Raw genomic sequence first — 12,730 nt, 5'->3', positions numbered from 1 at the left:
CAATGAAGTGACGACCTTTTTATATAACTCGAATTAAAATGATACCAACAATCCATATAAAAAGAAAAAGAAACGTCATAGACCATTTATGTTCTTGCATTGTATGTTTCAACGCCTGTGACAATTGTGTCATATTCATTTCTGCGAGCGCTCTCCATACACTGACATCCCGATCTTTTGCCGTGCGGTCTGTAACGCTAATTAAAATGGTTTCGTTAGACAACTTCGTTATATAAGCAGTAATAACCGTTACCATTAAATTTATATTTCCTTCTGAAGAATCACTCTCCACTCTAGAGATAAGTGCACTTACATCTAATAACGGAATATGTACCTTTCTACCAAATGATAGTTGTACTTCAGCGAAATCATATGTTCCATCTAATAAAGGAAGATCTTTTATATGCGCCTGCTTAACAAGTCCTTGTAAACTTCTAATTACTTGTTCAAATATTTTTTCTGTTTGCTTACCTTCTCCAGATAACGTATGTAACTTTTTAAAGAGTTGTAACATTGTATCCATCTCTTTAGAAAGTATTTCCTTCATAATCTTTCCATCGCCTAAACTTGCAAGTAAAATGCCTATTTCATTATTTTTCGAAATGATTTTAGACTGCCCACTAAACACTAAATTACTATGCTTTCGTTCTTTCTGAATTTCATGTTCCGAAATAGCTGCAGGCTGTTTTAATGGTTGTAGCGTCTTATTTTCAACTGTCGTACGGTTAATTTCCATTTAAATGCCTCCACTACTACGAAATGATTAGCCCCATTCTTTATTACTCTTTAAAACTAAAAATAGTACAAATAAACCTGACATAATAGTAAACACATTAGAAGCTTGTACTCCTTGTTCACTTCTTTCTTCTTTCTTATCTTCTGGCTCTGTTTTCTTTTTCGAAACGTCTTGCTTGTCATTTTTACCTGTTTTCTCTTTTTGAGCCTTTACATTACTTACTTCCTTATTATCTGCCAATGGGTCTTTTATAACGTGAGGGAATTCCTCTTTCTCTTTCAATGTTTCTTGTATAAACTCATTTACTTTCTCGTCTTGCTTCGGAATTTGAACAACTGGAAGTTTTTCTTCTGGAAGCACGATCTCTACTTTCGAATCTTCTTGCTTACTAATTTCTTTCTTATCTTCTACTTTATTTTCATTCTCTTGCTCTTCTGTTTTTTTATCATCTTCCATTTTTTGTCCCAAAACAGAAACGATATATTCACTTTCCGCAACAAGTTTATTGCCTGCAGCATCCACTATTTCTACAAATAGTTTATACTGTCCATTTGGCAAGGCATCAGTTAGTTCAAATACTTTTTGCCAATCCATGTCACGCTTGTTGTAGTCTAATAAAAAGGGAATTTCTTTATCATCTTTCCCTTTTAATGTAACGCGCACTTCTTTCACAGCAGATTCTACATCGGCAGCTTTCACTCGTATATGTATAGAATCTCCCTGTTTCCGTTCAATTAAGTTCTCTTTTGCTTCATCAATAGTAACTTTATGTAACTTCGGCAATTCTTTATCTATAGTTGGTGTTTCATTTCCAATACGAACGAGCGGGACTTTCACTTCATTTTCTATGAGCTCTTCCTTCTCATTTTCTTTGTAACTTTGAACGAGATGAAGATTCCAATCACCTTGTAAATCAAAACTCTCGACTTTATAGTTAGCAATCCATCGCTTCGTTTCTTCATCATACTCAAAAGATAGCATTCTTTCTTGTGCATACTGCTCGCCATTTCTTTGTAACTGCAATATACCTTTCATACTTTGAATGTCTTTCTCGTTTGGTTCTACAGTAATCCGCATTTCTTCGCCAACTTTTAGCTCTGGCTTATTTACTGTAATAACACCTTGATCCGTTTCTATCTTTCTTTCGCTCTTTTGTTCATTCGTCACTTCTTTTTGTTCATCTTCACCTTGATTTATTTCTACTTGCTCTGGCTGTTCTTGAAGTTTCTTATTTTCTTCTATTACTTCCAATTTATTTATTTTTTGCTCTGGCTCAATTTGTTCTTCCGCCTGACTTTGCAGGGGGAAGAACAAGCACACATGTATACATAGCCAACTCATTAGAAAAAACTTTACGTTTTTCATCTACTCGTTCAAACTCCTATTTCAACGCCTTATAGCGATTTCGTCACTTTTACTCCGAAAAACCCATCTACATTTACAAGTTCACCATATGCCACTAATACATCATTCACATAAATTCGAATCGGTTCATCAATATCTTCATCTAGTACAACCGCTTCATTTTCTTGTAAACTTAATATATCTTGAATGGTTTTCACAGTACTTCCAAATACAAATTTCACATTCATTTCTACATTTTGTAGAATGGATGTATCCATATATACTGGTTCAATCTGTTTTACTTCTTTAAATTCAATAGGTTGTACAACTGGTGCCGCAATTTCTTCCTCTTCAATTTCTTCCGGGACAATCTCTTCTTGCTCCTCCACCATTGGATACAGAAGTCTTCTTACCATTTCTTTCGCTTCGGAAATGGGTAAAATTTGATACATTTTCGATTGAAGAAGATCGCCAATTTCAAGATTGAACGTAATTTGAACGAGTTCGTCCACTTCCATTGACTCTCCCAAGTATTCCATTTCTTCTTTTAACGTTACAAATTTGACATTTGGCGGCGTCATGTCCATTTTTTCTTGAAACATTTCCGACATCGCTGTTGCAGCATGCCCCATCATTTGGTTCATGATCTCTTTAATACCGCTTAGTTCTAATTCACTAAGCTCTTTTTCCGGATCAACTTCCCCTGTTCCCATCATCATTAAATCTACCATTGTTAAGGCAACATCTTTCGTAAATACGAATACGTTCTCATTCTTTAGCCCTTCAACAAAGTCGACATTTAAAATGACAAATGGCACTGGTACTCCATCATAATGACGAACATTAATCGCCTCTACATTTGGTGTACTAATCGTGACTGGCTGATTTAAAAGCGTTGATAATACCGTTGAAGCTGAACCGATTGAAATGTTCGCAATTTCACCGAGTACATCTTTCTCTTCTTGTGTTAAATGCTCTTTTTCAACATGTTCCTCTACAATCTCAGTTTCAACCAGTTCCGCCGGTTCATCTCTTTCTTCTACTTCACCAGATAATTGCAGTAATTTATTTATCATTCGTTTCGCATGTTCCACCGAAACAATTTGTACAAGTTTAGAGTTTACAAGATTATCTATTTTTAGATCGAACGATACTTTAACTATTGTGTTATTTCCAGTTATTTCAGAGATTTTCTCCATCTCTTCTGATAGCTTTACGACTTTAATTGTCGGCGGAGACATATCTACTGTATCTTGGAAGAATTCCGACATAGATGTAGCTGCGAATCCCATCATTTGATTCATCGCTTCTTGTACAGCACTTAGCTCTAATTCACCAAGTTCTTTTCCTTCTTCCACTTCACCTGTCCCCATCATCATTAAATCAGCAATTGATAGTGCAACATCTTGCTTAAGAACAAGAAGGTTTTCCATATCTAATCCTTTTGTAAAATGAATATTTAACACAACATGTGGAACTTCAACATCACTTGTATCATATAAATCTACCAATTCTACACGAGGAGCAGTAATGTTTACTTGCCTATTTAAAATTGTTGATAATACAGTCGAAGCTGAACCAAATGATATATTTGCGATTTCGCCAAGAATATCGCATTCTTGAGGTGTTAAATGCTCATTTTCTTTTTCTAGCACAATTGTGCTCGTTTCCCCGTTTGTGTGTTGCTCAGGCATTTTCCCTGCCTCCTCATTTCTGTTTTTCTATCAAATGATATAAAGTGACACTTTAATCAATGGGACTTCTATCCATTCCTCACTGATTATTAACCCGCAACTAGCAGGATAAACTCTCAACTTATTACACTCATTATATTTTAACAAACTGATTATACAAATCGTTACTCTGTATTTATTTCCAGTTATATAATTATTTTTATACATTCATAATAATTAACCAAAAAGCTCCCCAATTGTATACAAGTGGGGAGCTTTCCTTCATTCCTATTATAAACCTTCTGGGTTTAAAATGAGGACCACTCGTCCATCACCGAGAATCGTCGCACCAGAGAAATAGTTAGAACTCTCTGCAAAGAAGTCACCTAATGACTTTAAGACGATTTCTCTTTGACCGATAATTGTGTTTACAATAAGCCCATAGCTACGATGTGTATTACGAACAATTAACACAGGAACCATTTGACCATCATATGACGCAAACGCCTCATCTACTGTTTTTTCACCAAATACTGTACTTAAATGTTTCACTTCAATAATTTGGTTACGATAATTTAACACATCTTTTCCTTGTAAGGATTGGATGTCTTCTCTCTTAATTCGAATTGCTTCCACAATATTTCCAAGAGGTAAAGCATAACGCTTATCGTTCGTTTGAACAAGCATAGATTGAATAATAGACAAAGTTAACGGAAGTTCAATTCTGAATGTACTTCCCTTTCCTTCCTCAGAATCAATAATTAAATGTCCACCTAAACTATGAATCGTATGTTTTACAACATCTAATCCAACACCACGCCCAGAAAGATCCGATACAACTTCAGCTGTACTAAATCCTGGTTGGAATATAAGATCAAACACTTCACGATCTGTTAATCTATTCGCATCTGCTTCTGTTACAACACCATTTTTAATCGCTTTTTCTAATACTTTCCCTTTATTAATACCGTTTCCATCATCCGTAATTTGAATAACGACATGATTTCCACTATGAAACGCCTCTAATTTAATCGTTCCTGTCTCATTTTTACCTGCATCACGTCGTTTTTCAACAGTCTCAACACCGTGATCAATTGCATTTCGAATTAAATGAACAAGCGGATCACCGATTTCATCAATTACAATTTTATCAACTTCAGTAGTTTCTCCTGTAATTTGTAAATCGATTTTTTTACCTAAATCTTTCGCTAACATTCGTACCATACGTGGGAAACGATTGAAGACCGTTTCAATTGGAACCATGCGCATGTTTAAAAGTACATTTTGAATATCTTTTGAAATATCTCCTAATCGATTTAAATGCTCAATTAATTCCTTGTTTTGAATCGTTTGTGCCAATTCATCAATGCGCCCACGCTCAATTACACTTTCTTCAAACATATTCATTAATGTTTCGATTTTCTCTAATTGAACACGAATGGAGCGATTCTCCACTTTAGCATTTTTCGTTTTTACTGTGCTTTTAGCTGGTGTAGTATTAGCTGATTGTTTCCGTGCTTCTACAGGTGATACAACCTGCGCAACTGCAGAAGATTGTATCATTTTCTCTATTTGCACAGCTTCTTGTGATGTATGTCCTTGCTTCACTTCTACTTTCTCAATTTCAGAAATATGAAGCACTACTTGTTTCAATTCTTCTACATTATAATCACTATCCATAAATACGGTGAACTCAAATCCGAAAGCATCCGCTTCAATTTCTTCAATACTCGGAACAGTTTTTTGTATATTACCTACATTTTGCAATGCTTCTATACACATAATGGCACGTACTGCTTTTAAAATAGCTTGCTGTTCTACCGTTATATGTACTTCATGCGAAACTCCACCATCGTTACCTATATGATCTTGCTCTATATGTTCTGTAGGCGTTACTACATTACCGTGCAATAATGCTTCTAATTTCTGTTTAGTAGAAACTACATCAATATTACCCATTCCGCCTTGTTGTACATCTGCAACCATCTTCTCTAAATTATCAATGCACTCAAAAATCACATCAATAATATCCGCATTGACCACGATATTCCCATGACGGATTTCATCTAACACATTTTCCATCTTATGCGTTAAATCTGCCATTTCCGCAAATTCCATACTTGCAGACATACCTTTAAATGTATGGGCTGAGCGGAATATTTCTCCTACAACATCCATATCGGCTGGATTTTGTTCTAAAGTTAGCACATTTTCATTTAGCGATTGTAAATGTTCTTCTGATTCCTCAAAAAATATATTCAATAGATCTGTTTGCATTTTAATCCCCTACCTGTCTAACAAACATTTCATTTATGTATAACAATTTAGTGTTTTAAAACGAGAAAAAAGGGGGCCACACGTGTATCCTCTATCACTGTTTTGATTCCTTGTGGCACCCCTTTTATATTAGCTATTTGCTACTTTTGTTAAAGCTTCGATTACACGATCCGCTTGGAATGGCTTTACAATAAAGTCTTTCGCCCCACCCTTAATTGCATCTAATACCATACCTTGTTGTCCCATTGCCGAACAAATAACAACCTTTGCACTTGAATCAATTTTAATGATTTCTTTTAATGCTTCAAGTCCGTCCATTTCTGGCATAGTAATATCTAATGTTACAATATCAGGTTGAAGTTCTTTATACTTTTGAATTGCTTCTACTCCATTCTCCGCCTCACCGATAATTTCAAATTCAGAATTACTTTTTAATAAGTTTTTAATCATCGTTCGCATGAACATCGCATCGTCTACAACTAAAATTTTATGTGCCATTCTTTTTGATTCTCTCCTTCTATGTATAAATATATCTTAATATTTCACCTTATCATTCTCACTCATTATACAAAATAAAATGATAAAATTTAATATTTTTTTAAAAGAATTTTCGTATTTTTATTATTTTATTATTAAAATAACAATATACTATTCTTTTATATAAATAACAACGCGACGATTTTTCTCCCAGTTTTGCGGTGAATCATTTGGTACAACTGGCTTTGTGTCTGCATATCCTACCGCAGCTAACCTCTTATCGTCCACATTATACACTTCGATTAAGTGGTGAATCATATTAGCTGCTCGCGCTGAAGATAATTCCCAGTTAGAAGGGAATTTCTCATTATGAATAGGTCTACTATCTGTATGTCCTTCCACAACGATTGGATTTGGTACTGATTGGAAAAATCCGACTAATTGACTCATTATCTCTTTTGCTTCTGGTTTAACGTTCGCATCACCCGTATCAAATATTAAATTATCTACGATAACGACACTTACCCCTGTATCTTCTCGATATACATTCACTTGACTAATACCGTTATTATCTACATATGCTTTTAACTTTTTATATAATTCATCCATTCTCTTTTTTGAGATCATTTTTTCATCATTTTTTTCATGTGTTATATCTGGTATTGTATTTTCCATTACTTTTGCATCTACTTGCTCCGCATCGCTAAACTTTTCAAGCATCTTTGACAATTTTACTGCATCCTGCTTTGATGTAGCAACTAGTAATACAAAGAAAGTTAATAATAACATCGTTAAATCTGTAAAAGTCGTCATCCAACGAGGCGATCCCTTTTGCGATCGTTTTATCATCATACCACTCCTTGCAATATTAGGCTGCTCGTTTTTCTTTTTTTATCTTCGTTTCGTACACATACGTATCAAGTTTCAACTTTAATTTAGAAGGAATTTGCCCACGATACAATTCTGAAATTGCTTCAATTACAAACTTCTTCTCTGTATATAAATCCTCAATACCACGATACACCTTTTCCGCAAGAGGTATTGCAATCATATTCGCAAGTACTGATCCATATAATGTCGTTAGCATCGCCACTGCCATTCCTGTACCAATTTGTGATGTATCTTGCAAATTTTGAAGCATAATGATAAGACCAATTAAAGTCCCTATCATACCCCAAGCTGGAGCGAAATCACCAATTTTATCTAATAATGTTGCCCCTTTTCTTAGCTCATACACTTCTGTTTCTATATCTTTCATTAACACTTCTTTTAATTCATCTTCATCGTAGCCACTTAACATTAAACGAATCCCCTTTTGAATAAAAGGGTTGTCTACTTGTTCTCCATCAACTTCTAAAGAAAGTAAACCGTTCTTTTTAGACTTTTTCGAAAAATTAACGAACAAATCCGTTAACTGTTCTAAATCTTCTTCTCTTCTATGTAAAACAGTAAAAATACTTTTCGTATATTTTTTTATTTCTCCAAATCGATACGCCACAACAATTGTCGCTGCCGTTCCCCCTATGACAATTAAAATAGATGGAATATCTAAGAAGTTTTTAAAAGCTTTTATTCCACCGCCACTAAGTACGATCGCCGCTATTACAATAGCGAAGCCTACTATAATGCCCATTGGACTAGAAATATCAAACTTCCTTTTTTTTCTTTCTGGTCTAGCAAATACTTGTTTTTCGTCTCCCATATTCCTGCCCTTTCCTTTTCATTTTTATAAAACATTTTTTTATTTTAATAATGCGTTTTCACATATAACGTTCATTATACGCTCATCATCTATTTATCGCAATATACTCATAAAATTGACACATTTCATTTCCATATTAGAATTATGGTATGGAAATAAGAGGAGGATCACGATGGAACATAACATTTTACAAGTCATTGCATTAGCAGAAAAACTAAAATACGAAATGCGACATAGCTGGCTTTCTAACGGACGCCAAGAAAGTGTTGCCGAACATACATGGCGCATGTCTCTAATGGCCATTTTAGTTGAGCCTTATTTAGATCAAAAAGTAAATATTGAAAAGTTACTTAAAATGGTTATTATTCACGACCTAGTCGAAGCTGAAGCTGGCGATATCCCTGCTTTTGATACAATGAATAGTCACGAATTACAATTACAAAAACAAAAAAATGAACTTGAAGCAATTTTAAATATTAAACAAACATTAAAAGGTTCTCTCGGTGAGGAATTATATAATTTATGGATGGAGTTTGAAGCGAAAGAAACGTACGAAGCAAAAGTTGCTAATGCGCTTGATAAATTGGAAGTAAAAATTCAGCATAACGAGGCTGACATTAATACGTGGCTACCAATTGAACATAAAATGACATTCCAAGTCGCAAAACATACAAACTTTGACTCTTTCCTATCTAAATTACAAAAAATTATTGAACAAGATGGAGAAAAGAAATTATTAGCTGCTGGCATTGACGTTGAAGCTTGTAAGAAATAATGAAATAAGACACTCTACTAGAGTGTCTTATTTCATTATTGTTGATACTGCCTGCTTGTAAATCAGCTGTTGCTTTCCATCTACTAACATTAAAACTGTAAATTTGTCTACGCCAGCAACTTCTCCGACTATTCTCACACCACTCTTTAAGAAAACTGTAACAGTACCTTTTTCTTCTTTTATTTGCTTATAAAGCTCATCTTGTAAATGTTCCAATAACGTTTCTCCCCTTTCTTCCGTTGAATATCTTAATATAAAAAACTATAAATTATTCATTTATGGACCTTATCTTTTACATTCATAAACTTATTAATTAGTATATCTAAATCTCGGCTAAATAACAAAACTTTATCATGATCCAATCCGTGTCTCGCAACAAGTTGAATTAACTCTTTCTTTTTGTTTTCTATTTTATTTTGTAATCGTCCCATCTCCATCTCTAAACTAAAACTCCCTTTTCCCATAATATTACTTGTAAAATTATAGTACATATTCCCTCATAAAAAAATATAAAAATGGTTTTTTTTACAATTTTTACGTTTTTAACATACTCTTAATCCGTAAATGCTTTATTTAGTAAGATTTCCCGCACATGTAATATAGAAAAACCTGAATCACACAGACATTTGTCTAATTCAAATACAGACTGGCTCCTTTTCCACATGAAAAACATATTGTATATAGTAGTCCATGAATTATATAGATTAATTTACAAAAAGGAGGAAAACACATGAGCTATGGTGGTAGTTGTGCTGGTTTCGGCGGTGGATTTGCTTTGCTTATCGTACTATTCATCCTTCTAATCATTATCGGATGTAGCTGCTGGGGTGGCGGCGGATACGGATATTAATCATCCTATCCTTACCAAATGAATTAAAAACTATACGAAAACAGCTCATATTTGAGCTGTTTTTTCATACTTTCGTATGAATTTATATCCCTCTTATTTCTGATTTGATCTAACAAAATATCGTTTACTATGAAATAAGAAACATTTTTACTAAGGGGGATTACAATGATTAAAGGTCTTTATGAGGCACATTTACCCGTCCGTAACTTAGAAGTATCAATACCTTTTTATGAATCACTAGGGCTAAAATTATATAAAAGAGGTGACGATATTGCTTTCTTTTGGATTAAAGAAAATGAGAGTTGGCTCGGACTTTGGGAAGGAACAGAATACAAAGTTACTTATCACCCATCTTTGCGACATATTGCCTTCCAAGTAAGCTTGCTTGATTTAGAAAATGCAATACATTGGCTAAGTCAAAAAGGAATTTCAGCAAGAAAAGACTTTGGAATGGAGCCAATTGAACCGATCGTTTTTCCAGAATTGGCACACGCCTCCGTATACTTTAACGATCCTGATGGAAATAGTTTAGAATTGATTGCACAATTACCTGTTGAACTTTCTGCAGCAGAGAACATGTATTTAAGTGAATGGAAAAGACAAGTTCAAGCATCATTAATACATGAGGATTAATCTTTTATGTCAGTTTCTTATTCCACACTGCTTAAAACAAATACAAACTTTAGAAAGCTGTTTTATGGTCAAACATTAAGTGTACTGGGAGATTGGTTTCATACGGTAGCTTTATTCACATTCGTTTATAGCGTAACAGAATCTCCGTTTATGATCGCACTAACTTTTATGAGTAAAGGGTTACCTCAACTTCTTCTTAGTCCTTTTATTGGAGGGTTTGTGGATCGATTTCCAACAAAGAAGATTATGATTTCCACCGATGTTTTAAGAGGAGTTATTGTACTCACTTACTTATTAGCAACCTATAAGATTGAAATTATTTTCGTAGCTAATATATGTTTGTCGGTCCTCTCTTGCTTATTTGAGCCTGCTAAACAATCAACTTTAAAAATGATTATTAGGCAAAAACATTTAGTAACTGCAAATACACTTTCTAGTACAGTTAATGGCTTTATGTCAATTATGGGCGCCTCATTAGGTGGGATTATCGCCCAGGCTTTAAGTATAGAAATTGCTTTTATCATTAATAGCCTATCATACTTTGTTTCCGCTTTAATCATTTATAAGTTGAATATCCCTTCTCACAAAAAATTTAACATAAAAAAGTCATTTTTTGTGGATATAAAAGATGGATACACGTACATATTACAGAAAAAAATTATATTAGCATTAATTCTTGTCGGAATTTCATGGGGGATTATTGGTGGTGCTTATCAACTTCTTTTAACAATTTATGCCGAAAGGATCTTCCATGCTAATATTGGAATTTTATATAGTGCTCAAGGATTAGGTCTTATTATTGGTAGTCTATTCGTTAATCTATATGTATGTAAAAATAAGGAGACAATGAAAAAAGCATTTGGCTTGGCGTACTTACTACAAGGATTTTTCTTTCTCGGATTCGTTCTATCCAATCAGCTTATTATCGGTATTATTACTTTACTCTGCATGCGTATCGCAGGGGGCATTATCGTCCCTTTAGACACAACCTTATTACAAATGTATACCGAAGAAAACATGATTGGTAAAGTTTTTTCATTTCATTATTCCATATATGGTTCTCTCATTCAGCTATCTATGTTTATTACAGGCTGGCTTTTAGAAACCCTTTCTCCGCAAGTAATTGGTTGCCTGTTAGCTATATGTTGTATTTTTGTTAGTTTTATATGGCTTTTCTTATTTTATCGCGGGAAGCTTAGTGAAGCTCCTACCGATACTATATAGCTCACTGCTAATTTTTATTTACTCTCATTTGTTATCGTTATATAACAATCAAATTAAATAAAATACAAGTCATTTCATTTCATTAAAAGGCCCTTTACTTGAACACCATTTGAGAGGAAATCAAATATTTATGTTAAAATAAAAGTAATATTGTGAAAGATTGCACTTATTCTATAGGCTCAAAACAGCTACATTCGATTTTCGTAGTAATAAAATATGTATTGAATTTGATTAAATAGGAGGGCTGTTTTGGAGATTACATTAATTTTCATATGTATAATATTGGTGGCTTCTGTTTTGCAAGCCAGTACAGGTTTTGGCTTTTCTATAATGGCAACACCTTTCTTACTCATGTTATTCTTGCCACAAGAAGCTATACAAATAAACATTATTTTATCATTAATTATTTCCATATCACTCATTTGGAAAATAAGAATGGACGTTGATTTTATTTTACTGAAACGGTTTATTTTTGGAAGTATAGCCGGTGTACCTTTTGGAATTTTAATCTTCATTTCCGTTAACATAAACACTTTTAAATTAACAATTAGCATCCTACTCTTACTATTAACATTGTTGCTAATATGCAATGTTAAAGTTAGATCAACACCGTTTAGAGATTTCGTAGTTGGTGGATTATCAGGACTTTTAACGACGAGTATCGGTATGCCCGGACCTCCTTTGTTACTTTACTTTACAGGAACTGATACTGAAAAAGAGAAGTTGAGAGCAACTACTTTGGCTTTTTATCTGTTTATATATTTCATTAGTCTACTAACTCAAATACTCTTTACTGGAACGAACATAACAATTTGGAAATCAAGTTTTTATGCAATTCCAATTGTATTTTTAGGTTTGTTTATAGGTCAAATTATTTTCAAATGGCTTAATCAACAAGTTTTTAAAATATTTACATATATCCTTTTGAGCTGTACAGGTATTTATCTTCTTATTGATAGTTTGCATTTGTTATAGAAAATGCTTTAGATTGCGCAATAACAGCTTGGTTTAAATGAAATTATTGTTGTATTTTTAAGCT

At 33.6% G+C, this 12,730-nt stretch carries 14 protein-coding genes; 5 read left to right on the top strand and 9 right to left on the bottom strand.

Translation table 11 applies throughout. The annotated features are described in order from the left end of the window. Positions 1–19: 19 nt before the first annotated feature. The 7 genes from ACUN26_RS04885 to ACUN26_RS04855 form a co-directional block, all read right to left on the bottom strand. On the bottom strand, positions 20–736 hold the full coding sequence (locus ACUN26_RS04885) for a hypothetical protein (protein ID WP_000405177.1): 717 nt from the start codon (positions 734–736) through the stop codon (positions 20–22). A gap of 27 nt (positions 737–763) precedes the next feature. Then, entirely contained in the window at positions 764–2,101 is a 1,338-nt protein-coding gene (locus ACUN26_RS04880; RefSeq protein ID WP_000800073.1) for a hypothetical protein, read from the bottom strand. Positions 2,102–2,130: 29 nt separating this feature from the next. Beyond that, positions 2,131–3,774 (bottom strand): flagellar motor switch protein, encoded by a 1,644-nt coding sequence (locus ACUN26_RS04875; RefSeq protein ID WP_001115037.1) that lies wholly within the window; start codon positions 3,772–3,774, stop codon positions 2,131–2,133. A 270-nt stretch (positions 3,775–4,044) separates the two neighbouring features. Next, positions 4,045–6,030, bottom strand: a complete 1,986-nt coding sequence (locus tag ACUN26_RS04870; protein ID WP_001192581.1) for a chemotaxis protein CheA — start codon at positions 6,028–6,030, stop codon at positions 4,045–4,047. Between the two features lie 129 nt (positions 6,031–6,159). Then, positions 6,160–6,528 (bottom strand): response regulator, encoded by a 369-nt coding sequence (locus ACUN26_RS04865; protein WP_000940571.1) that lies wholly within the window; start codon positions 6,526–6,528, stop codon positions 6,160–6,162. A 150-nt stretch (positions 6,529–6,678) separates the two neighbouring features. Beyond that, positions 6,679–7,356 carry an OmpA family protein gene (locus ACUN26_RS04860; RefSeq protein WP_000596068.1) on the bottom strand — a complete coding sequence of 226 codons (678 nt, stop codon included), beginning with the start codon at positions 7,354–7,356 and terminating at the stop codon, positions 6,679–6,681. Between the two features lie 19 nt (positions 7,357–7,375). Further along, a complete protein-coding gene (locus tag ACUN26_RS04855; protein ID WP_000502108.1) occupies positions 7,376–8,209 on the bottom strand; it encodes a flagellar motor protein MotP in 834 nt (277 codons plus the stop codon). 172 nt (positions 8,210–8,381) lie between these two features. On the opposite strand from ACUN26_RS04855, the gene ACUN26_RS04850 reads away from it, so the two are divergent. Further along, positions 8,382–8,984 carry an HD domain-containing protein gene (locus tag ACUN26_RS04850; protein WP_000400764.1) on the top strand — a complete coding sequence of 201 codons (603 nt, stop codon included), beginning with the start codon at positions 8,382–8,384 and terminating at the stop codon, positions 8,982–8,984. A 27-nt stretch (positions 8,985–9,011) separates the two neighbouring features. On the opposite strand, the gene hfq is transcribed toward ACUN26_RS04850, so the two are convergent. Then, positions 9,012–9,200 carry an RNA chaperone Hfq gene (hfq, locus tag ACUN26_RS04845; RefSeq protein ID WP_000400654.1) on the bottom strand — a complete coding sequence of 63 codons (189 nt, stop codon included), beginning with the start codon at positions 9,198–9,200 and terminating at the stop codon, positions 9,012–9,014. 56 nt (positions 9,201–9,256) lie between these two features. Further along, positions 9,257–9,475 (bottom strand): aspartyl-phosphate phosphatase Spo0E family protein, encoded by a 219-nt coding sequence (locus tag ACUN26_RS04840; RefSeq protein ID WP_000291696.1) that lies wholly within the window; start codon positions 9,473–9,475, stop codon positions 9,257–9,259. A 239-nt stretch (positions 9,476–9,714) separates the two neighbouring features. Between ACUN26_RS04840 and ACUN26_RS04835 the strand changes: the two genes are divergently transcribed. The 4 genes from ACUN26_RS04835 (at position 9,715) to ACUN26_RS04820 (ending at position 12,666) form a co-directional block, all read left to right on the top strand. Beyond that, positions 9,715–9,834: a YjcZ family sporulation protein gene (locus ACUN26_RS04835; RefSeq protein ID WP_000120179.1), complete on the top strand. Its 120-nt coding sequence runs from the start codon at positions 9,715–9,717 to the stop codon at positions 9,832–9,834. A 165-nt stretch (positions 9,835–9,999) separates the two neighbouring features. Further along, positions 10,000–10,467 (top strand): VOC family protein, encoded by a 468-nt coding sequence (locus ACUN26_RS04830; protein WP_000589701.1) that lies wholly within the window; start codon positions 10,000–10,002, stop codon positions 10,465–10,467. A 6-nt stretch (positions 10,468–10,473) separates the two neighbouring features. Beyond that, entirely contained in the window at positions 10,474–11,691 is a 1,218-nt protein-coding gene (locus ACUN26_RS04825; RefSeq protein ID WP_000117072.1) for an MFS transporter, read from the top strand. 249 nt (positions 11,692–11,940) lie between these two features. Further along, complete coding sequence (locus tag ACUN26_RS04820; RefSeq protein ID WP_000406808.1) at positions 11,941–12,666, top strand: sulfite exporter TauE/SafE family protein; 726 nt, start codon at positions 11,941–11,943, stop codon at positions 12,664–12,666. The last annotated feature ends 64 nt before the right edge of the window (positions 12,667–12,730 follow it).

Source organism: Bacillus sp. WC2503 (genome assembly GCF_052682895.1).
This window is presented reverse-complemented; position numbering and strand designations above follow the sequence as displayed.

Coding starts and splice junctions, on each gene's coding strand:
- ACUN26_RS04880 (WP_000800073.1), bottom strand. CDS start 2,101: ATGAAAAACGTAAAGTTTTTTCTAATGAGTTGGCTATGTATACATGTG.
- ACUN26_RS04840 (WP_000291696.1), bottom strand. CDS start 9,475: ATGTACTATAATTTTACAAGTAATATTATGGGAAAAGGGAGTTTTAGT.
- ACUN26_RS04825 (WP_000117072.1), top strand. CDS start 10,474: ATGTCAGTTTCTTATTCCACACTGCTTAAAACAAATACAAACTTTAGA.
- ACUN26_RS04835 (WP_000120179.1), top strand. CDS start 9,715: ATGAGCTATGGTGGTAGTTGTGCTGGTTTCGGCGGTGGATTTGCTTTG.
- ACUN26_RS04870 (WP_001192581.1), bottom strand. CDS start 6,030: ATGCAAACAGATCTATTGAATATATTTTTTGAGGAATCAGAAGAACAT.
- ACUN26_RS04830 (WP_000589701.1), top strand. CDS start 10,000: ATGATTAAAGGTCTTTATGAGGCACATTTACCCGTCCGTAACTTAGAA.
- ACUN26_RS04860 (WP_000596068.1), bottom strand. CDS start 7,356: ATGATAAAACGATCGCAAAAGGGATCGCCTCGTTGGATGACGACTTTT.
- ACUN26_RS04850 (WP_000400764.1), top strand. CDS start 8,382: ATGGAACATAACATTTTACAAGTCATTGCATTAGCAGAAAAACTAAAA.
- ACUN26_RS04875 (WP_001115037.1), bottom strand. CDS start 3,774: ATGCCTGAGCAACACACAAACGGGGAAACGAGCACAATTGTGCTAGAA.
- ACUN26_RS04865 (WP_000940571.1), bottom strand. CDS start 6,528: ATGGCACATAAAATTTTAGTTGTAGACGATGCGATGTTCATGCGAACG.
- ACUN26_RS04885 (WP_000405177.1), bottom strand. CDS start 736: ATGGAAATTAACCGTACGACAGTTGAAAATAAGACGCTACAACCATTA.
- ACUN26_RS04855 (WP_000502108.1), bottom strand. CDS start 8,209: ATGGGAGACGAAAAACAAGTATTTGCTAGACCAGAAAGAAAAAAAAGG.